Consider the following 19,832-nt stretch of genomic DNA (forward strand, 5'->3'; position numbering starts at 1 on the left):
CCCAAAGGATGAAAAGAGTTACATTGGAAGCGGTTGTTTAGGCTGGCTATAGAGCCGTGTCCCAAAACGGCTCAAGAAGACGGCACCAAGCCCTAGCAAACCCGCTCCAAGAATAACAAGCCAGCCAATGTAGGGGAGAGACCCTGCCAAAACTAATACTGTCAATCCCACTACTACCTGTAATACACGTGTATTATGCTGCGGGGATACGATCCGCACAATATATTCGCCAATGAGCCAGCCCACAGAAATGGTCCCTAAAGCCCAGGCAGCGATAAGAACGATAGCGATAAGGATTGCTAGCGGGATAGGAATAATGAGCGCAACCAGAACTGCAAGAATGGCCGGGGCAAGCAAAATGCTGAGCATGCCGAGAACGAGGCTCCGGCGCAACTTATTTCGCGCGGTGGTGCGTACGAGCATAACATGTTCTGGTAAGAGCGATGTCAATAGTACACCCAGCGCGACCCATGTGAGCAGCGACCAGAAGTGGAACTCTAAGCTCCCATCGCCCAGAACCAGTTTGCTAACTGTGTGGGTACAGTCGATAACAGAGCCATGCAACTGTGCATCTGAGCCATGTAGCCAGCGGCCTCCACAGAGATGAATATCTCCGTTCACATGAGCGCTATCTTGCAATGTTACGTTGCCAGAATACAGCATCACATTCCCGTCCACGTCTCCTGCGATCACAACATCTCCGCCAAAGGCAACGACATCTCCGATGACATCACCGCGAATAATCACGGTACTGCCAAAAGAGGTCAGGTTGCTACAGATCACCTCCCCACTATTAACTACCACCGTACTCCCAAAAGCAGGTTTATGATACGCGCCAGTGCAAGGATTTGGGCCATCATCGGCCGACAGGGTTGCAGCGGAAGCGGTTGGTACTTTTCCGCTCAACATCATTGCTGCAATGAGCCAGAGGCTCGACAGTATACACAGGTAACACAGGCGCGAAAAGCGGCGAACGACTTTTAACATACTGGCGCTCCTATCATGATGCCCGGGTTGGCCCAATCATCATGACCTTCACCCTTTACGCTTCCTGCGGATGGCGCATGAGGCGAAGCCACATCCCCATCATCACGACCACCGCGAACGCTATCCCGGATAAAAGCCAGTTGTCACGCGTAATCAGCGCTACTCCTGTCTGAAGATATTCGGCGGCGATAACCAGGACATCGATCACCCCGGCGAGGGGAGCCAGTGCCTTGATGACCAGATCGGTCTGGATGATGGCTATTGCCAACAACAACAACGGTATACTGCTCAAGGTGAAGAAAGTAATTGCAGCAAGGGCAGCTCCTGCGCTCTTAAATTGAGCAACGCGCGTTTGCTGCTGCTGACGAATATCCTCAAGCTGCTGTGTAATGCGCTGATGTTGTTGAATTGCCAGCATGATTTTGTCGGTCGAAACGCTTGTTCGCGTGGGAGGAGTCAATGGGCAGAACAGGGTGTCCAGGCGGCTGAGTTGCTGCTGATAGGCGCGGCAGGCCGGGCATTGCGCCAGATGCTCCTGCAATGCCTCTGCTTCTGGTGACTCTGATTCGCCATCACGCTGAGCGTACAGCTTTTGTTTAGCGTCGCGGCAGCGCATTGATCTGCTCCTCCTTGTTCAACGAGTTTTTCTGCATATAACGAGCAAGCAGTTCGCGCGCGCGATGCAGACGAGCTTTGACCAGAGCAGGAGTCAGTTTTAATGCCTGTGCGATCTCCTCATAGGAGAAGTCGTACCAGTAGCGCAGCACGATTACCGCGCGATACTTGCTTGGGAGCATCTGCAAGTATTCCTGGATCTCGTCCTGTTGTTCACCCTGTAACGCGGACTGTTCAGGACCAACCCCCACGTCAGGAAGCCATTCCAGAAAGGGTACGTCTTCCAGCGGTAGAGCCAGAAAGCGCCTGCGCCTCAACTGGTCAATAGCTAAATGCGAAGCAATCGAAAGCAACCAGGTGCTGAATTTGTGGACAGGTTTATACGTGCCAAGCTGTGTGTAGGCCCGTACAAACGTTTCCTGCGTCACATCTTCTGCTTCTGTTGCATTACTGAGCATGCGGTAGGCGAGATTTTGCACTGCATCTTTATATCGCTCGACAAGCACGGCAAAGACATCCTGATCGCCGTTGACGACAAGTTCAACAATTGCTGCATCGCTCATCGACTCCACGACGGCCCCCGTCTTTGTCCAGGTGCTTCGCTGCTGTTCCACTGCCGATGTACCTGCACCCGCTGCTGTTACAAGACTCTGGCTACGACGTGTCTTTTTCCCTGGTTTCGCTAGCGATCCAATTCCCCCCAGCATAGTTCCTGCATTTACTGTTGATTCTAACATGCGTCACCGCTCATTATTTCTTTTATATTTTACCTCATAAGCTACTGTTCAGGGAACCAGTGGTTCGCCTTACGACTCTCTCTTACCATCGTCGCTCGATTTGCCTGAATAGCATTCTCATAAGAAGATTACAAATAGTATCCTTCACGAATATGTACGAGCAGTGACTAAAAAAGTTGTAATCTTTCGTTGAAGTGTAACACGTGAACCAATTCTGTGGCAAGGGGCAAGTACTTCTGTGAGTCGGACAAGAGACCATGTATATGAAAAAATTATCATAATTCTACCTCGTTTGAGCATGGAAAGATGAATGGCTGTCCAGAGAATTATGAATAATTGTACAGAATTGGTAGCGCGAAAAAAGTACGGTGGAGAACAGTTTTCCCGATAACCGTTCTCCACCGTACCATTACGAGAAGGAGCTAATCACGCGACGTAATCACGAGAAGGAGTATGTTTGCCTGAAAGATGACTAATCCCAGTCTTGATCGTCGTCGTTCTCGCCCATCATGCCATCCATATGTGTTGAGGCATTGTGGTAGTGAGAATTGTTCCAGTCATAGCTATTTCCATTGCGTGGTCCGAAGAAGCCGGCCCTTTTCATCACGCCCGGCGCATCACTCACTTTTTTCAGCAGGGCGGTCTCAAATGCGCGGTTGTTAGCCGGATTCATATTGCCGATAGCGCGGCCAATGGCGCGGTGTTCTGCCTCGACTCCACCAATCTGCGCTGCTATCAGAACCAGATCGGGGCGTTTGAGCATGGCGAACTCGCGACCCGCTGCAAGATAGGCCGCGACGAAGAGTGCCTCTAACTGCTGCTGGGTTTTGATAAAGCTGTCAAAGCGACGGAAGGTGTCCTGACCGAGAGGGAAGCTGAACTTTGTGACCAATGGTTTCGCTCCCTGCTTGGCCAGGAATTGGCGGTGAATAGCTTCTTCAACCAGGGCGGCCTGAACATCTTTCTTCGCTGCGTTGTTCAAACCCAAGCGGTTGGCGTTGTCAAGTACCTCAGTATAGAAGATAACGGCGAGGGTCTCGGCGGTGATGGCAACGTTGAGGATCGTCTGGATCGAATCAACGTTGTTGTCATTCATATTCTTATTGTCGTTATCATACGCTCCGTGAGCAGAGGCCGAGCCAGAATTGGATTGAGAAAGTAAAAATGCTCCACCCGCCGCTGTGCCACCGGCAGCCGCCAGACCTACGACACCAACCATTGTACCTTTGAGGACTGAACGACGTGATGAACGAGATTTGTTCTGTAGATTCATGCTATTAAGCACTCCTTTTCTTCAATTCCGCATATGTGCATGCAGCCAGATGTTTATTTATGTCAACAGGATAGCTGGCGCTTGCCTTTTACCACGGTGGCCTGTTGTCTGCCTGTCGAGACCATCTCTCCTTCGGCTGACTTTATCTTCTCATCCAGATATTGCAGCAGTGGGAGGCCAGTAAAGGTCTCATATTTCTTTAAATTATGCTCCGTGCAAAAGATTGCTGCTATACATCCCTGTACATGTGTTTACACGTCGATGGGTGTATGTTTTTACCAGATTTTCCTGAGTATACCGAAAGTCCTGTATTAGGACTCTCCGCCTGAGATTTTCCTCTGTACATCTCTGTACATCGGTTTACACGGCATGGATCAGGTAGATTTACTAACCTTTTGCAAAGCATACCGAAAGTACTTATTGCTGAAAATTTCTTGTGGGGAGAGGTTATGAAACGGGGAGATCACCGGGTTCGTTTGTGAAAACTCGGCAAATAGAGTGGTGAATGTTACCCGAAGATGGCAGGGGCGATGGCTTGTCCTCGCCCACATCGCCTGGAGAGTCGGGCAAGGACAAGCCATCGCCCCTGCCATCTTCTGTCCCACTCCGGAACATTTCCCGGTTGCACCAATTATCGCGGGGGAACTTGTCGTGCAATCTCTCCCCGCGATAAATCGCTCGACTACGACGTGAGGAAAATGAAGCTAAACTTCGACGGAGAGCGCAACGGCTCCCCCACCGCCGAGGCACAGGGTTGCCAGTCCGCGACCACCGCCGCGCCTGCGCAGTTCATGGATCAACGTAATCAATACACGTGAGCCGCTGGAGCCGATGGGGTGCCCCAGAGCAACCGCACCGCCGTTGACGTTGACTCGCGACCAGTCCCAATCGAGTTCTTTGCCGTTGGCGAGCGCTTGAGCTGCGAAGGCTTCGTTTACCTCGATCAGATCGAAGTCGGAGAGTTGCAGTCCTGTGCGCTCTAACAGACGATGGACGGCTCGTGGTGGCGCGGCAAAGATATAGCGTGGCGTAATAGCTGCGGAGGCGTAACCAGTAATGCGTGCCAGCATCGACAGGCCATGAGCATGGGCGAACTCCTGATCGACCACGACTGTAGCCGAGGCTCCATCACTCAGTCCGGGCGCATTGCCAGCTGTGACCGTTCCGCCTTGCTGGAAAACAGGCATTAACTTTGCCAGCGCATCCATCGAGCTATCGCCCCTGATCGGCTCATCGGTCTCGATGCGTACTGTCCCTTTTTTCTGCGGAATGTCGATAGGGATGATTTCATCTTTGAAGCGTCCGGCAGTGGTTGCAGCGGCGGCGCGCTGATGGCTTTGCAGCGAGAAGCGGTCCTGCTCTTCGCGTGTAATGCCATATTTTTCAGCGATAATTTCAGCCTCGTTGCCCATATGGATATTCTCAAAGGCACACCAGAGGCCATCATGTACGACGCTATCAACTAGCTTGCCATCGCCCATACGGTAGCCGGTGCGGGCTTTGGGCAGCAGATAGGGAGCGTTGCTCATGCTCTCCATGCCGCCCGCGACAAAAGCCTGAGCATCGCCAGCGCGAATAGCCTGAGCTGCCAGCATCACAGCTTTGAGGCCGGAGCCGCAGACCTTATTGATCGTCACCGCTGGCAACTCATCAGGGAGGCCCGCGTGTAGCGCGGCCTGACGCGCTGGTGCCTGTCCAATCCCGGCTGAAACGACATTGCCCATAATGACTTCATCTAATGTGGCGGGATCAATGCCGGAACGACGTACCGCTTCTTGTATTGCTATTGCCCCGAGTAGGGGAGCCGTAAAACTGGCGAGGCCACCAAGAAATTTTCCAGTTGGTGTCCGGGCCGCTCCTACGATGACGGGAATATGTTCAGTCATATCGTTACTCCTCTGGCTTCTACGCCTTTGTAGCTAGCAGAAAGCTTGCTCTGGCTATGACGTTTCAACAATCACTGATCTCATTGTATCTTTTGCGGGGAAAAGCGGTCAAATGATTGTGGTGAAGCCGTATTGCAACTATTTGTTGCCGCGAAACGTGAAAAAAGCACGAGGAGAGAGGAATGACGCGCGATGAGTCGCGATTCCCTCTCATAACGATGAATATGATGCGTAGGATATGACCTGGTAAATGATAAAGAAATACGAGTAATGATTATTTGGCGCATGTCAGAAAGGAACATGAGCAATGAGTGTAACACAAGCAACCGTTGTGGGGGTTTTTACTAATCAACTTCTGGCCGAACACGCGTTAAGTGATCTTCACGAGGCTGGTTTTACCGATGAACAGATCGGATTTGCGGTGCGTGCGAAAGAGGCAATAGCCGTCAATATCGCTCCTACCGATAGCAGAGCACATGCCATTGGGGCCACGACCGGAGCTGTCGGTGGTGGTGTCGCGGGTGGTCTTTTAAGCGCAGCAGCAGCCCTCTTGATTCCAGGCATAGGTCCGGCTATTGCGGGCGGGGTGCTGGCGGCGACATTGAGCGGTGCGGTACTGGGTGTCGTTGTTGGCGGCCTTGTGGGCGCGTTGCAAGGTATGGGCGTTTCTGAGGAGGAGGCGCGCTACTACGAGCGCGAACTGGAGACCGGACATATCATCGTGACCGTCGATGCCGGGGAGCATAAACAGGAAGCGCTCGACATTTTGCGCCGTAACAGTGCCTATGATGCCAGCACTGCCCCTGACATAACTGAAGAAGAGACAGTCCATCTAGCAGCCCAGCACAAACATAATGTGTATGACAACGACTATAACCCGAATATCCCCTTTGGGGCAACGCTGTAGCGCGGATTTTTGCTCGCCCCGTGTGATGTAAGACACGGGGCATTGTTTTTGCAAAAAACAGATTATCCTTTCAACCCACCACTTGCCAGGCCAGCGATGAAGCGGCGCTGGAAGAACAAGAACAGAATGATCATTGGCGCGATTGTGATAATTGCCGCCGCGTTGGTGAGACCCCAGTTGCGAGTGAAGGCTTGCTGAAAGGCCAGGAAACTCGTTGAGATCGGCATAAACTTTTCGCGCTGGATGAAGGTCACGGCGAAGAAGAACTCGTTCCATGATGCGAGAGCCGTTGTGAGCGCGACGGTCAGCAGGCCCGGCCACGAGAGCGGCAGGATGATATGGATCAGCACTTGCAGCTTGTTCGCGCCATCAATATATGCGGCCTCGTCGAACTCTCGCGAGATCGAGAGCATATAGGAGCGCAGGAGCAGCGTGGCGAACGGCGAAAGAGTGGCCAGGTAAATGATGATCAGGCCCGGCAAGCTGTCGATCAGGTTGAGGCTGTTCCAGAGAAAGTAGAGCGGGACCAAAAAGAGTTGCGCTGGCAGCGAGCTACCAGCGAAGAGGTAGAGAATTACCACCGCGCCGCCAGGAAGGTTCAGGCGTGTCATCGCATACGAAGCCATGCCAGCAAGGATGCAGACTCCCACAACCGTAGAGAGGCTGATGATAATGCTGTTGGGCATCGTGGTTGAAAAGTTCCCTTGTTCCCACGCCTCGACATAGTTGCTCAAGAGAGGATGCATGGGGATGCCGAGCGGGTTGACGCCACGTTCGGCATCCGATTTGAGCGAGTTCATGAGCAACAGCAACAGTGGCCCCAGCGAAAAGATAACGAGCAGCGACAGGATAATATAATAGGGCAGCTCTTTAATGCTGCCGTTCGACTCCTTTCTGGAGGCCGTTCCATGCGTGTGTTTCGTCGCTATGATACTCAAATGTCCCACCCCTTTCGTCGTAAGTAAAAGTATCCTCCAACAACGATGGCCGATATAAACGTCATACTCAAGCCCATAGCTGCCGCATAACCGGCGTCGTTGCGTGAGAAGGCGTTTTTATAAAGCAGAGTTGAAACGACCTCGGTAGCGCCACCGGGTCCACCCTGAGTAATGATGAAGATGTAATCGAAGACGACGAGAGACCAGATCAGGATCATCAGCACCATAAAGACGAGCGTTGGCCGTATGCCTGGTAACGTCACATTATAGAATTGTTGCCAGCGATTGGCTCCATCGATGCGCGCAGCCTCGTAAAGCGTGGTATCAACTGCCTGCATTGCAGCCAGGAAAAGCACGACGAGAAAGCCCCAGAAATGCCAGTTATCGACGAAGGCGACTGCGCCAAGCGCATAGCGTTGATCGCCAAAAAAGTAGATATCTTTGAGAAAGGGGATGCCGATCTTTGCCAGCGCTCCACCAAGGCCGCGATCTGGATTCAAAAGATCCTGCCAGATTGAGGCATTGACCACACTGGCGACCATATATGGGATGAAGTAGACGACGCGGAAAAACATCTGGAAGCGGGTGATTTGTGAGAGCAGGAAAGCTCCCAGCAGCCCCATTGCAATTGGGACCGTCAGAAAGATCACCGTCCAGATGATATTGTGCAGCAATGCCTGCTGAAATTCGCTATCGCCTACCATGCGCTGATAGTTTTGCAAACCGATAAACTTTGCCGCGCCGAGTCCGTCCCAATCGGTCAGCGAATAGTAGACGCTGGCTATTGATGGACCCAGGATCACCAGTAGGTTGATAGCTACCAGCGGGAGCATAAATAGCCAGGCGATGAAACCTGCTCGTAAGCGGGTATACGTCCTTTTTTTCACAGGTGGCATGAGTCATCCCTGATTTTTCTGGACACTGATATGTAGCCAGGAGAGAAAAAAAGAGGCTAGGCAAAACGGATCTCCTCGTTTAGACTGTTGAGTATGAAAGCAATCAACACCTGAACGAGGAGATCCGTTGTCATTATGGCAGAACTGTCTGAAACCTTCAAACACCTGGAACGAGATCCGCAGGGAGGATCACAACATCTGCTTCATTTGCTCGAAACGTTTTTGTTCCCCTTGCTTACAGCGTTGGATGAGATCCTGGATAAACGGCTTGTGCGTACCTTGTTGCAGTGCCTGGTGGCGATCATTAGCTTGCGCAATCACCCGCAAGCCCTCTGGTTGAGCGAACTGGGTTCCTCTCTGGACGGCTATGCTGGATATGCCTCCAGTGCGACAGCAGGCACGAAACGGGTTGGGAAACTGCTGCGGTCAGTGAAATGGACAGTGGATGTCATTGACCACTATCTCCTGGAAAAAGCTGATGAAGAAGTACAGAACCTCAAAGTACAAAGAAAACGGATTCTCTGCATTTGGGATGGAAGTGTCTTGGAAAAAGCCGAGAGTGAAAAACTCGAAGGATTGTGTCCCGTTCTTTCGAGTAAAGCAAAACGACGAAGCCGCACGAAACGGGGCTTGGTCTTCAACTGGCCTGCTGTGCGCCCGGTGCGGGTCATGGGCATGCAATGGACCGCAGCGCTGATTGTGGGAATGCAAGGACTTCCCCATCTAGCGCTGAGTCGTTGGTGGACGACCAAAGGCGTCTTTGCGACCAAGTTACGGGACGCCGAGGAAGAGGCATTACGTGTCTGTGTCAGGAAATGGGGGCCGTTGCTCGTCCATGTGTTTGATCGTGGGTATGCTTCAGGATATTGGCTTCACGTCCTTTCGCAATATCGTGTTCGTTTTGTGATCCGCTGGATCAAAAAGCATGTGTTCCTCACTCTGGCTGGAGAAGAAAAGAAGCTCTGGCAAATTGGGCAAGGCAAGAGATATCGAGCGCATAAAGAGATCTGGGATACGACCACCGGAGAAAAGATGTCTTGCGACCTCTGGTGGAGTGCAGTTCGCCATCCTCAGTCAGGGCAACCGCTGTTTCTGGTCAAAGCTCGCGTGAAGAAAGGCGTGATGTATCTTATTACGAATGAAACCGTTCACACAGAAACACAAGCCTGGGAGGTCTTTTTCACCTATCGACGACGCTGGCAAATTGAACAGAGTTTTCGCTATGCCAAATGCGAATTGGCGTTGGAATGTCCGCGTTTGTGGTCGTTGGAAGCTCGTCTCAAACTGCTGGGAATGGTTATGCTCGTCTATGCTTTCTTGCTTTCTTTGCTCGATTCCTCCTATCAAGATCTAGTAGCCGCGCTTTTGCGCTTCAGATGCCACCGCACTGGAAAGCGGTGCTTGAACAGTCAAGCACCGCTCTATCGGCTCCGATGGGCGCTCAGTCGTCTCTGGAACGATTATCGCCCTCATCTGAGTTGTTTCATTCCCCCTTCTGATGATCCTCTCGTTGTCGCTTCCCTCATTCGAGATCTCGAAAGGTTTCAGAAAAATTGGGGATGACTCATATGTGTCTGCTGTTAATGAAAGATCGTTTGGCAGTGTTTGCTTCGCCATGACAAAAAATCCTTGCCTCTTTACTTACTGCGTGTGATAACTGGTGGCACCGTGCCTGCGGACAGTTCGCCCTGGAAAATTTTGTCGAGTTCAGCACAATATTGAGCGGGCGTGATGTTTTTAGTAAGCACCTTATCCATTCCGGTATAGATGTACTCGTCCGACTTGGGAGGCCAGAACGTCCAGGTGGTGTAGCCGAAGTTGCCCTGATCAGTGGCGGCTCCAAGCTGTAAATAGAGGCGCTTGATGCGTGGATCAACTTTGGCCGGGAAATCTTTGTCCTCAAGTTTGACCGGAAGGGCTTGCAGATCGGCCTCGGTAACTTCGCGCCCAACACGCTCAGGCGTGGAGAGAAGCCAGTCGAGATAGAGGGCGGCGGCGTCTTTTGATTTGCTGTGAGCATTGATCGAATAGGTGCCACCCGTTGCGAGGGTATAGAGTTCTTTCGGCACATTGTCGTGCAGTGGTGGAACAGGGAACCAGTCCCAATCGTTGTTATTGCCGTTCTCCGGGCCGAAGTTTTCTTTCCACGTTGCGAAGGCCCAGCTTCCCTCCATATCCATGCCAGCCTTGCCAGTGGCGATGGTTGAGGCGATAACCGTAGAGCCATTGGTAAAGTATTTTTGCACACCGCCGCCAAACCAGCCCTTCTGAAAATACTGGTTCATTAGATCGATAGCTTCCACAAAGACAGGATCAGTCCAGTGGATTTTGCCGCTCAGGGCTTGATAGACGGCATCGGGGCCGGCGTAGTGATTAAGAAAGACGGTGACGAACCATTCGGTGGACGGTCGCCAATCGGCGTTGCCAGCGGTGAAGGGGATGATGCCCTGGCCCTGCATCTCTGTACAGAGTGCCTCAAGCTCTGAGCGGTTGGTGGGAATTTTGTAGCCCTTGCTCTCAAAAAGCGTTTTGTTGTAGTGGATGATCATCGTCTCATATGAATTGGGGATGGAATAGAGCTTGCCATTGACCTTTCCAGAGTCGTATGCCCAGCCAAGCAGCTTATCCTGCCATTTATACTTCTCGGCATAGGGAGTGAGATCTGTGAAGAGGTTCGATTTGACGTATTGCATGGCCGTTGCTACGCCCGATGTGAACACGAGATCAGGACCGCGCCCGGCAGAAACTGCGGTCTGGATGAGCCGATCACCGGAAGAATTTGGTTTGAACTCGATGGTGGCTGTAACGTCCTTATGCGAGTCGTTGAAGTCGTTGCCCTCGCTTTTCTGGATATACTTGCGCTGCTCGGCGCTATCGACAGGAATCCAGATCAAGACTTCTCCGGCAACATCGCCATTGGTGGCGCTCTGGCCGCAGGCCGCGAGCAGAGAACCTGTTAGACCAGCTCCCAGCGCCAGTTTACCACTCTGGCTGATGAAGCGCCGTCGCGAAATTGGATGATACATACATAACTCCTTAGTTGTGTGAAAATCAATGTATTATCGACGTTATTATCAGTCATGCTAGAGCGCTTGAAGCGTGACAGCATCAGTGCTGACGCGTCCTTCTTCACAGAGCAGGGCAATGGCACCGCCTGTGAGCGGTTGTTGCTTATCCTCAAAATCGAAGAGCAGTTGTTGATCTACCCAGGCTTGCAAGCGTGTTCCTTCTACTTGCAAGCTGAATGTATAAGGGCGTCCCAGTTCCCAGGATAGCGTTGCTTCGGCCAATACCCGCTCGCCATCCAGCACTTTGAGCAGCCTGGCCTGCCCATCATTTGAGAGCGTCAATGCATAATAGCGTTGCATCCCTTGCACGCGTGCAGCCACGCCTATTGCGCGTGCCAGATGTGGTGTGAGCGTGCTGCTAACGCGATAATCGTCCCATTCGCGCGTTCCCTGGATGAGCAGGCCGCGCCCGTGATTCTGAATGAGTCTGAAGGGTTCGGGCCAGCGATCACCAAACGAGTCAACGCCCGGCACCCAGGCACGCCGCCACGCCGTTCCCGTTGTCTCGGGGCGCGTCAATACCATGTTTGGCACGCTATCCCACGTAAGATAGTCCAGATAGAGGCAGCCATCAGCTTGCTCCGCGTTAACAATCTCAATGCCAACCTCTGCAATGGGCGCACTATTGGTTGCGGGGATGCGCCATTTGAACTCGTGCTCGTTGCCTGGAGCGAGGGTGATCTCCGGTCCATCGATGCTAAAGAGCGCATCGTCGTCACCATAATAGCGAATAAAGAGCCGGCAGGTGACAGGTGCAGCATTGTTTTCGTCGCTAGAGATGGCGGCGCGTAGTACCTGATCGGGATAGAGCGTTGGCGAGGCCAGCAGCATATAGTGGTCAAACGCGAGCGCTTCCGGCGGCGAAAACGTCGGCGTGGCAGCATGAACGCTCTGAGCTTGCGCTGGATAATGGATGGCGAGACTGCGCCTGCCCTGGCTGCTATGTCCTTCGACGTTCTCTAACGATGCAGCGGGCTGATCTACCTGGAAACCCTGGACGGAGCCGGGCAACTCAAAATGGAAGCGCGCGCCGTTCTTGGGGGTCACAGGAGCTTCTCCAGCCAGAGCACGGCCAATATTAACGATATGATAGGTTTCGGCGGCGGCATCGGTAATGGCGCGTCCACCATCAGCGGTTGAGAGATAGAGGCGATCCGCGACGGGGCCGCGCCAATCGGGTCCGCCAGTCAGACCACTCAGCCCGTTTTTGATACCCAGCAGACAGCCGAGATTGCCAGAATTGCAGTCGGTATCCCAGCCGGCGGTGTTGACGATCATCAGCGAACGGTGGAAATCGTCGTTGCCATAGAGGAGGGCCATGATGATCAGGGCGTGATTGGGGACCATATGGCAGTTGCCGCCATATTTCTCGTAGCCATATTTTTCAACGATCCGTTCACGCGTCTTGTGCCAATCGGTTTCGGCAGCATGCCACTCGCGAATATCCTGGATCAGGTGGTAAATAACAGAGTCTTTGGGAATAAAGGATGTACCGATGTCAAGTAGTCGGTTAATATCGTGCTCGACAAAAGCCTGAGCCTCCATTGCCGCGAGAACCTGCGCTCCATAAATAGCTTCCCCATCGTGGCTGACGCTGGCGGCGCGGCGAGCAAGGTCGGCGGCGCGTGCAGGATCAGCAGGCGAGACCATGCCCCAACCGTCGATAAAGATCTGAGAGCCGATCTGTTCGGCAACTACTTTGCCATTGAGCGCAATTGAGCCGCTTTGCGGGGCTGGAATGCCCTGTTTGAGACGAAGATAGGCCGTATGTTCGGTGGAATTGCCGAGACCGCCCCACCATAAAATAGTGCGCTCTTCAACGATATAATTGAGCCAGGTCTGGCCGATCTGAGCAGGGGTAAGATCGGTTGTGTTGCCATAATCTGGCAGAGCGCGTAAAAAAGTGAATGTGCCAGAGATATCGTCATCGGTCACGATCAGCGGCTTGCTGAGTCGATCATGCACATAATATGTAATCTCGCCCAACCTGGCCATGATCTTCTCATAGGACCAGCCCTCAAAAGGGCGACCAAGATAGACTCCAATAAGCTTGCCCAGCACTCCGGCGTACACACGTTCCGCATATTCCTCTGCCGAATATCCGGCATAACGAGTAGAAATCTGCATGTGAAATACTCCTCAGTGACATCTCTCGTCTGGACGGGATGATGTCTCTGTCTGCCTCCGAGTTTTGCACCTGTGATTGAAATTGATTGGATTGATGTAATAAGCATACTGGAGAGTATGCCTGTAAAAATGACATATTTTAAAAAAGATATGTCTTATTTTAAGGTGAATTGAAAATATGTCATTTCGTAGTGTAGTATGAGAGCAGAACAAAATCATCTCGTTTGCGCGAGACAATGTGGAGCAAGAATGGCCATAGCTTATAGGGAAGAGAACCTGCTACATCGTCAGGGCGTGCAGATCACGGTTTCGCAGCCGCAACCAACAGGGAGCGGGGCATTCAGCCCGCTGGTCCTCATCAATGAAACAGCGCATCGGCTCGATGGGAAGCCGCTGTCTGCCTTTCATCCAAGCAAGACGTTTGATACCTATATTGAGGGGAATTTCTCTGATAGGCCCGACTGGTACGCGATAGAATTTCCTGAACCGACGACATTCAATTGTATTGAGATGACGATGGGGATACCCTATATCGATGGCGGCTGGTGGACGAGCCTGAACGTTGAAGTGTGTGCCGTACGGGGTGGCGATTGGCAACCGGTGGAAGCGTTACAATTGATGCCAACCTATAATTTTATGGATATCTTTCATGGGCGGCGTCCCTTTGAGACCTTCCTGCTGACGTTTCATACGGTGACGGCGCAGGCCGTGCGTTTGATTGGTCAGCCTGGTGGTTCGGCACGCTTTACATCGCTGGGGCGTCTGGCGGTCTATTTGCGCAACCTGTCGCGCTGGAATATTGCTCAGATCCCGCCGCCACCGATCCCGCTACTCTTTCAATTGATCTCGCCCAACGCTATCTGGGATATGTCGTTCCATTTTATGCGCGTGGTAGATTTTCCCTTGAAGGTTCAACTGATAGAATGCTATACGGACGCCGAACACTTTGAGCGCTATAAACATATGGTCAGGCGCTTTCATGGCGATGGAGAGATGTTGCGTTTGCTGGTAGGTCGGACGATGGGCTGGAATAACGCCAATCTTCAGGGCTTCGGAGAATGGAATCTGCTCGACGTGCCAGATCAGGAGCGCTATGCAACCCTGCGCGAACCATATGTCTATCTGAGCTGGCATAACACGCTGGCACGAGCGATTGCGCCGATTATTGTTGATGGGCAGAATCTTGGCGAGGTAGTCACAACTCCTGTCTTGCTCAAGGGGCGGCTCGATAGGAAGCGTCACAAACGCTATGCTCAGGAATACGGTATTCCCTGGCCTGAGTATGAGGCGGCAATGAAGCGCACGCCGCAGATGACGCTGGAGCAGATGGAGGGAATGGCGGGGTTAATCGGCATTATCACCAGTACGATGACCAATCTGGCGCGCGGACCAAAGCAGGCGGGCAGTGCGATCAACCCGCATATTGCGCGGCGCAAAGAGATAGTGCGCATGGCATCAGAGTTTATGGAGCGCCACCTGGAGTCGCCCATCAGCATAGCCGATGTCGCGCAACACGTGGCGCTCAGTCCTCCCTATTTCAGCATCCTTTTCACCGAAGAGACGGGGCATAATCCCAGCGATATGCTGATCAACCTGCGCGTTGAGCGGGCCAAAGAGTATCTTGCGAACACCACCATGTCGGTGCAGGAGGTGTGTCGCTCGCTGGGCTACGATGCCAGCTATCTGATGCGCCTCTTCAAGCAGCGTACCGGCTATACAATGGGTCAGTACGCACGACAGATGCGCGAACGATAGCGGTGAATAATGCTATGCTGGGCACTCATCAAGAATTTTGGGTAGCGACTCGTCCTGGGCGTCGGGAGCCGGAAAGGGCTTTTTGAAGGAGAAAGCATACTCGCTTTCGCCATGTGTGCGCAGATATTCCAGCCGTTCTTTCGCTTCTTCAACGGTGGGAATATGTCCTTCTGGAATCCACCATAGCACCATAAAGGGACCATCGAAGCGCTCAAACCATTTGCGGCGCTGCTTCATCACATGGCGATGTTCGCTCTCCATTGCATAGACATATTGGGAAAGATCTTCCAACGAGGTCCAGACCGACATATTGACGAGTATCATCTCATCGTCGTATGCCTGAATATCTGTGGCATTGCCTTCACCGGTCTGGAGTCGCCAGATAAAGCCCTTGCTGTTGTCTGCGAGGGCATTGACTTCATCTAGTTTTTCCACAAATCCAGCCATCTGTGGATCGCTCAACGGTGCCAGCATACGGCCAATATTGATCTGCGCGAGATGCGACATGCTCTATCCTTTCGCTAAAAACAATCTTACTCAACAGTATCAAGATACACTTTACGATAGATATCGCGCAAGTACAACGTCGCATCAATGCTGCTCATCTCAATACAATCATGATCATCCTCAAAAATGCTCTTTAACCATTGAGCAACGCCCACCCTATGATAATGCTCGACATAGCGGCGGCGGGAATCGATCAGCAAAATTTCCTGCATAGCGGGATAGCGCTGATATGCCTCTAGCTTTTCCGTTCTATCCACCTTCTCCGTCGATTGCGAAAGCACTTCCACGACCACCGTTGGCGACTCTAAAACATCCGGGCGAGTCCAATCGCGAGGGTCGCAGGAGACGGTGGCGTCGGGGAGATAGCATCTCTGCTCGTTCAATTTGACTTTCACATCGGAATTGTAGACGTTGCATTCACTGTCATGCAGCGCTATGTTGAGGAGTGTTACGATATTAGCCCCTATCTGAGCATGAGCCGGACTACCTCCCGACATCATGCGAATAGAGCCATCGATGTACTCGTATTTATGGTCAGGGAACAGTTCAACAAGCTTCCAGTATTCTTTGAGAGTATAGCTTTGCTCGTGGGAATGCTGCATTGGTGCGCCTCTCTCTTCAACTTCAATATCATCTTATGTAACAAAATGATCTTATCTAACACTTTTATTCTATCATGAGCATATCATATCTGAGAGAGGGAAGCAAGAACGGGTATTATCTTGACAGGTATCTATATAATAATTTATTATTCTGTTATAGAATATTCGGTTACATAGTAATAATGAGGAGAAAAAGACAGTGGCGATGAGCGCAGGATTTTATACAGTGATGCGTGAGGCTCCTGAAACGCTGCAAGCCTGGTTGCAGGCGGATAAGGTGATGCAGGAGCATTCCGCGCTGGATGCGAAGACGGCTGAACTGGCTTATCTGGCGGTGCTGGCTGCGCTAGGTTTGGAGAAAGGCATAGTTTTTCATGCAGCCGAAGCAAAGAAAATGGGGGCTTCACGTGCGGAGGTGTTGAGTGCTGTTCTGGTTGGTCTGCCTGCTGCTGGTATGCGGGTGATGGAGTGTGCGGCAGAGGTTGTCCGTCCCTTTGATGAAGATGAGCAATAAAAAAGCTGAGGGTGCTCGTTTGCCGCTCCTCCTGTTGTCGCTGTTGGAGGAGCGGCCAATGCATGGCTACGAACTCAATCAGCAAATCAAGGCCCGCTCGATCAGCGCATGGGCGGCGGTCGGACTCTCATCGATCTATCAGACGTTGGAGAAGCTGGTTGCTGAAGAGTCGCTATCGGCACATGACGAGCCGAATCCGGGGCAGGGGTCGTCGTACCGCACCATTTATACGTTGACCGATGCCGGTCGCGAGCGTCTATACCAGATGGCGAGAACCGCTCTGGCATCCATCGAGCATCAGCGCTTCGATTATGATGTCGGGGTTGGTGTTGCGCTGACTCATTTATCAACCGTAGAGGTGTTGCCTGCGCTGGAAAGGCGACGCGAGGCGATGCGTCAGCAATTGGAGCGAGCCAGCGCTGCCTGCCAGTGGGCCGAGAACATGCTGGGAGCATGGGCTGTTCTGGACCACCAGCGGCGTGCACTGACAATGGAGCTTGAATGGCTCGATGGCCTTATCGAGCGTCTGCGCCATTTAAACTGACCGTTTTCTAGGCATGTTGTTGCACTGCCTGTTCAGACAACTCTCCCTGTTGTTGTGGTGTTGCTTTCTGAACCCGGATGAAGCAGACGGCGATAAAGGCCAGGACGAAGGCCACCAGCGAGAGCCAGAAGGCATCCTGTACGGCCAGAGTGAGACCTTGCTGATGCACCTGCAAGAGCGCCCCATGCGTCCCGGATTTGAGTTGTTGAGCGAGATTGCTGATATGGACGGCAGCGCGGCTCTGGACAAGGGTTGCTAGCACCGCAATGCCCAGCGAGGTGAAGACAAAGCGTATCACCGTGTTGAGCGACGAAGCCTGAGTATATTGTTGTCGTTCAACGGTGGAGAGTGCCGAGACCGTCAAGGGCTGGAGCAGGCAGCCGAGGCCCAGTCCGCGCACAGCGAAGACCAGCAGCAGCCAGGGATAGGAGGTTGTCAGCGTCGCTGCGGCCAGTTGCCAGGTAGAGAGACCCATCAGCAGCAGACCCGGAAAGAGGACGACACGTGGTTCAAAGCGGTCCACCATCCGTCCGCCAACAATTGCAGCCAGTACCGAGGCCAGAGCGAGTGGGAGCGTAAACAGGCCAGATTGGAAGGCATTGAGACCGCGTAGATCCTGCATATAAATGGGCGCGAGAATCAGACTGCCGAAGAAGCCAAAGGTAATCAGCGCATTGGCGATATTGCTGCTCAGGAACGGGCCATTGGCGAAGAGGCGCAGATCGACGAGTGGTTGTTTGCCACGATTAGCTATGCGTAACTCAACCACAACAAACAAGGCCAGCGAGCAGAGACCACCAATCAGCGTCACCAGCACCAGTGAGTTGTTCCAGCCGGAGGTTGTAGCGCTCGAAAGGGCATAGAGGATAGCTGCAAGGCCGATGGCTGCGAGAAGAAAGCCAGGCAGGTCGAACTGCATACGCTCTTCGGAGCGGCGTTCGCGCAACAATAGCAGCGCCATCACGATTGCGATTATCCCAATGGGAACATTAATGTAGAAGATCAGGGGCCATTCAGCATAGGTCACGATATAGCCTCCGAATGTGGGACCGATTGCGGGGGCCATCAGTGCGGAAATACTCACGATGCCGGTCGCCAGACCGCGCTGATGGGGAGGAAATTCGTAGAACAGCAAAGTGATTGCCAGTGGAAACAGAGTAGCACCTCCAATTGCCTGCACTACGCGAAAAACGATGAGGGTTGGCAGATTCCAGGCGAGACCACAGAGCGCGGACCCCAATGTAAAAAAGGCGAGCGCAATCACATAAAAGCGCTTTGTTCCCAGGCGATTGGCGAAAAAGGCCGTTGTTGGCGTGATGACGCCCTGAGCGAGCGTATAGGCTGTGATAACCCATTGCAGATTGTTGAGATCAGTTGCAAACGCGCTTTGCAAGCGAGGCAAGGCGTTATTAATCACTGTCTGGTCAAGAATACTCATAAACGAGCCGAAAATCACAACCAGCACAACAATCCATTTGTACGGTAGACGGCTGCTCTTGCTGTCAGCGGTGAGAAGTTGCATTATCCACTCTCCTGTATACGGGATCTCTCTCCTTTATCGTAATTGCTCGATAATTGGTGCATCCGGCACGTTGAGGGGGAAGCGCCACCCGAAGATGGCAGGGGCGATGGCTTGTCCTCGCCCGGCTTCACACGCCGTGATGGTAGCACCAGGGCGAGGACAAGCCATCGCCCCTGCCATCTTCGGTCCTCCCCTAAGATTGCGCGATTACGATAGAGGGCTTCGCTCTAAATTAGTTAGTAATAGCTAACTAAAAAAGTGAAAAAATTTTAGTCTTCATCGACTCGCAAGCCGCGCAGCCAGATGCGATTCATCTCTTGTTGTGCCTGTGCAAACTCGCCTGAGAGGTTGAGCATCAAACTATATTGATGGGAGAGAATCATACTCATATACCCCCATGTAGCGGCGTCAATGCTGATGGTAGGGTCCAGATAACCTTCCTGCGAGGCACGTTCGACAAGCTGGCGAATAAATTCATAGGTGCGACGGTTGTGTTTACTGATACAACGGGCGATATCGGGATCGCTCGCTTCGATAACGGCCTGGAACAGCACACGCTGGGTCTCGGGATCGGCTTTGAGCGTGTATTTATAATCGTCAATGATGTGTTCGAGTGCATCGAGAATGTTTTTCTCAGCCCTCTGCGAGATGCATTCTCGCATCATACCGAAGAATTGTGTGCCAAACTCGCTGAGGACAGCCAGAAAGAGACCCTTTTTGCTGCCGAAATGTTTATAGAGCATCGGTTCTGTCACTTCGCTCTCACGGGCCAGCTCGCTTGTACTCGCCTCGGCATATGTGGAGCGCGCAAAGACACGTTTGGCACTGTGCAACATCAGCGTGCGCCGCTCTTCTCCTCGCAAGCGTGACCGTTTCGCAGGCTGGTCCTGCCTCTCTTTCGCCATCTCCTGTATGTATCTCTTTCTGCCTAAATAATTGTTAGTAACCACTAAC

The 19,832-nt window shown here is 52.4% G+C and carries 19 protein-coding genes; 5 read left to right on the top strand and 14 right to left on the bottom strand.

From position 1 onward, the window contains the following. Positions 1–18: 18 nt before the first annotated feature. The 5 genes from K3T83_RS21790 to K3T83_RS21810 all read right to left on the bottom strand — a co-directional run bounded on the left by K3T83_RS21790 (position 19) and on the right by K3T83_RS21810 (position 5,498). Positions 19–987: a bactofilin family protein gene (locus tag K3T83_RS21790; RefSeq protein ID WP_220205043.1), complete on the bottom strand. Its 969-nt coding sequence runs from the start codon at positions 985–987 to the stop codon at positions 19–21. Between the two features lie 55 nt (positions 988–1,042). Continuing rightward, positions 1,043–1,603, bottom strand: a complete 561-nt coding sequence (locus K3T83_RS21795) for a zf-HC2 domain-containing protein (RefSeq protein ID WP_220205044.1) — start codon at positions 1,601–1,603, stop codon at positions 1,043–1,045. Next, positions 1,584–2,339, bottom strand: coding sequence for an RNA polymerase sigma factor (locus K3T83_RS21800; protein WP_220205045.1), 756 nt, complete (start codon positions 2,337–2,339; stop codon positions 1,584–1,586). The genes K3T83_RS21795 and K3T83_RS21800 overlap by 20 nt, the downstream gene beginning before the upstream one ends. 472 nt (positions 2,340–2,811) lie before the next feature. Then, entirely contained in the window at positions 2,812–3,612 is an 801-nt protein-coding gene (locus K3T83_RS21805) for a ferritin-like domain-containing protein (protein WP_220205046.1), read from the bottom strand. A gap of 704 nt (positions 3,613–4,316) precedes the next feature. Then, positions 4,317–5,498, bottom strand: a complete 1,182-nt coding sequence (locus K3T83_RS21810) for an acetyl-CoA C-acetyltransferase (RefSeq protein WP_220205047.1) — start codon at positions 5,496–5,498, stop codon at positions 4,317–4,319. Positions 5,499–5,805: 307 nt separating this feature from the next. Between K3T83_RS21810 and K3T83_RS21815 the strand changes: the two genes are divergently transcribed. Then, positions 5,806–6,405, top strand: coding sequence for a general stress protein (locus K3T83_RS21815; protein ID WP_220205048.1), 600 nt, complete (start codon positions 5,806–5,808; stop codon positions 6,403–6,405). A gap of 62 nt (positions 6,406–6,467) precedes the next feature. Here the strand turns inward: K3T83_RS21815 and K3T83_RS21820 are convergent, their stop codons facing one another. Beyond that, complete coding sequence (locus K3T83_RS21820; RefSeq protein ID WP_220205049.1) at positions 6,468–7,343, bottom strand: carbohydrate ABC transporter permease; 876 nt, start codon at positions 7,341–7,343, stop codon at positions 6,468–6,470. After that, a complete protein-coding gene (locus K3T83_RS21825) occupies positions 7,340–8,239 on the bottom strand; it encodes a carbohydrate ABC transporter permease (RefSeq protein ID WP_220205050.1) in 900 nt (299 codons plus the stop codon). Before K3T83_RS21825 ends, K3T83_RS21820 begins: the two co-directional genes overlap by 4 nt. Positions 8,240–8,374: 135 nt before the next feature. Between K3T83_RS21825 and K3T83_RS21830 the strand changes: the two genes are divergently transcribed. Beyond that, positions 8,375–9,802, top strand: a complete 1,428-nt coding sequence (locus K3T83_RS21830) for a transposase (protein WP_220201037.1) — start codon at positions 8,375–8,377, stop codon at positions 9,800–9,802. 74 nt (positions 9,803–9,876) lie between these two features. Here K3T83_RS21830 and K3T83_RS21835 read toward each other — a convergent pair whose 3' ends face one another. After that, the gene (locus K3T83_RS21835; protein ID WP_220205051.1) at positions 9,877–11,265 is read right to left on the bottom strand and encodes an ABC transporter substrate-binding protein; all 1,389 of its coding nucleotides are present in this window, start codon (positions 11,263–11,265) and stop codon (positions 9,877–9,879) included. A gap of 57 nt (positions 11,266–11,322) precedes the next feature. Beyond that, positions 11,323–13,434 (bottom strand): ADP-ribosylglycohydrolase family protein, encoded by a 2,112-nt coding sequence (locus tag K3T83_RS21840; protein ID WP_220205052.1) that lies wholly within the window; start codon positions 13,432–13,434, stop codon positions 11,323–11,325. 249 nt (positions 13,435–13,683) lie between these two features. Here K3T83_RS21840 and K3T83_RS21845 point away from each other — a divergent pair, with 249 nt between their 5' ends. Continuing rightward, complete coding sequence (locus tag K3T83_RS21845; RefSeq protein WP_220205053.1) at positions 13,684–15,189, top strand: helix-turn-helix domain-containing protein; 1,506 nt, start codon at positions 13,684–13,686, stop codon at positions 15,187–15,189. 12 nt (positions 15,190–15,201) lie between these two features. Here the strand turns inward: K3T83_RS21845 and K3T83_RS21850 are convergent, their stop codons facing one another. Both K3T83_RS21850 and K3T83_RS21855 read right to left on the bottom strand, forming a co-directional pair. Next, on the bottom strand, positions 15,202–15,696 hold the full coding sequence (locus K3T83_RS21850; protein ID WP_220205054.1) for a DUF3291 domain-containing protein: 495 nt from the start codon (positions 15,694–15,696) through the stop codon (positions 15,202–15,204). Between the two features lie 26 nt (positions 15,697–15,722). Further along, positions 15,723–16,298 carry a Uma2 family endonuclease gene (locus K3T83_RS21855; protein WP_220205055.1) on the bottom strand — a complete coding sequence of 192 codons (576 nt, stop codon included), beginning with the start codon at positions 16,296–16,298 and terminating at the stop codon, positions 15,723–15,725. Between the two features lie 205 nt (positions 16,299–16,503). Here K3T83_RS21855 and K3T83_RS21860 point away from each other — a divergent pair, with 205 nt between their 5' ends. Both K3T83_RS21860 and K3T83_RS21865 read left to right on the top strand, forming a co-directional pair. Then, complete coding sequence (locus tag K3T83_RS21860) at positions 16,504–16,812, top strand: carboxymuconolactone decarboxylase family protein (protein WP_236065126.1); 309 nt, start codon at positions 16,504–16,506, stop codon at positions 16,810–16,812. Further along, positions 16,802–17,356, top strand: coding sequence for a PadR family transcriptional regulator (locus tag K3T83_RS21865; RefSeq protein ID WP_220205057.1), 555 nt, complete (start codon positions 16,802–16,804; stop codon positions 17,354–17,356). The genes K3T83_RS21860 and K3T83_RS21865 overlap by 11 nt, the downstream gene beginning before the upstream one ends. 7 nt (positions 17,357–17,363) lie before the next feature. Here the strand turns inward: K3T83_RS21865 and K3T83_RS21870 are convergent, their stop codons facing one another. From K3T83_RS21870 to K3T83_RS21880, 3 genes are all read right to left on the bottom strand, one after another. Next, the gene (locus tag K3T83_RS21870; RefSeq protein WP_220205058.1) at positions 17,364–18,878 is read right to left on the bottom strand and encodes an MDR family MFS transporter; all 1,515 of its coding nucleotides are present in this window, start codon (positions 18,876–18,878) and stop codon (positions 17,364–17,366) included. Positions 18,879–18,911: 33 nt separating this feature from the next. Next, positions 18,912–19,058: a hypothetical protein gene (locus tag K3T83_RS21875; protein ID WP_220205059.1), complete on the bottom strand. Its 147-nt coding sequence runs from the start codon at positions 19,056–19,058 to the stop codon at positions 18,912–18,914. A gap of 89 nt (positions 19,059–19,147) precedes the next feature. After that, positions 19,148–19,783, bottom strand: coding sequence for a TetR/AcrR family transcriptional regulator (locus K3T83_RS21880; RefSeq protein WP_220205060.1), 636 nt, complete (start codon positions 19,781–19,783; stop codon positions 19,148–19,150). Between the last annotated feature and the right edge of the window lie 49 nt (positions 19,784–19,832).

This window comes from Reticulibacter mediterranei (assembly GCF_016587455.1).

Excerpts from the sequence above, each read along its gene's own strand:
- K3T83_RS21790 (WP_220205043.1), bottom strand. The coding sequence starts at position 987 with ATGTTAAAAGTCGTTCGCCGCTTTTCGCGCCTGTGTTACCTGTGTATA.
- K3T83_RS21795 (WP_220205044.1), bottom strand. The coding sequence starts at position 1,603 with ATGCGCTGCCGCGACGCTAAACAAAAGCTGTACGCTCAGCGTGATGGC.
- K3T83_RS21800 (WP_220205045.1), bottom strand. The coding sequence starts at position 2,339 with ATGTTAGAATCAACAGTAAATGCAGGAACTATGCTGGGGGGAATTGGA.
- K3T83_RS21805 (WP_220205046.1), bottom strand. The coding sequence starts at position 3,612 with ATGAATCTACAGAACAAATCTCGTTCATCACGTCGTTCAGTCCTCAAA.
- K3T83_RS21810 (WP_220205047.1), bottom strand. The coding sequence starts at position 5,498 with ATGACTGAACATATTCCCGTCATCGTAGGAGCGGCCCGGACACCAACT.
- K3T83_RS21815 (WP_220205048.1), top strand. The coding sequence starts at position 5,806 with ATGAGTGTAACACAAGCAACCGTTGTGGGGGTTTTTACTAATCAACTT.
- K3T83_RS21825 (WP_220205050.1), bottom strand. The coding sequence starts at position 8,239 with ATGCCACCTGTGAAAAAAAGGACGTATACCCGCTTACGAGCAGGTTTC.
- K3T83_RS21830 (WP_220201037.1), top strand. The coding sequence starts at position 8,375 with ATGGCAGAACTGTCTGAAACCTTCAAACACCTGGAACGAGATCCGCAG.
- K3T83_RS21835 (WP_220205051.1), bottom strand. The coding sequence starts at position 11,265 with ATGTATCATCCAATTTCGCGACGGCGCTTCATCAGCCAGAGTGGTAAA.
- K3T83_RS21840 (WP_220205052.1), bottom strand. The coding sequence starts at position 13,434 with ATGCAGATTTCTACTCGTTATGCCGGATATTCGGCAGAGGAATATGCG.
- K3T83_RS21845 (WP_220205053.1), top strand. The coding sequence starts at position 13,684 with ATGGCCATAGCTTATAGGGAAGAGAACCTGCTACATCGTCAGGGCGTG.
- K3T83_RS21850 (WP_220205054.1), bottom strand. The coding sequence starts at position 15,696 with ATGTCGCATCTCGCGCAGATCAATATTGGCCGTATGCTGGCACCGTTG.
- K3T83_RS21855 (WP_220205055.1), bottom strand. The coding sequence starts at position 16,298 with ATGCAGCATTCCCACGAGCAAAGCTATACTCTCAAAGAATACTGGAAG.
- K3T83_RS21860 (WP_236065126.1), top strand. The coding sequence starts at position 16,504 with ATGAGCGCAGGATTTTATACAGTGATGCGTGAGGCTCCTGAAACGCTG.
- K3T83_RS21865 (WP_220205057.1), top strand. The coding sequence starts at position 16,802 with ATGAGCAATAAAAAAGCTGAGGGTGCTCGTTTGCCGCTCCTCCTGTTG.
- K3T83_RS21870 (WP_220205058.1), bottom strand. The coding sequence starts at position 18,878 with ATGCAACTTCTCACCGCTGACAGCAAGAGCAGCCGTCTACCGTACAAA.
- K3T83_RS21875 (WP_220205059.1), bottom strand. The coding sequence starts at position 19,058 with ATGGCAGGGGCGATGGCTTGTCCTCGCCCTGGTGCTACCATCACGGCG.
- K3T83_RS21880 (WP_220205060.1), bottom strand. The coding sequence starts at position 19,783 with ATGGCGAAAGAGAGGCAGGACCAGCCTGCGAAACGGTCACGCTTGCGA.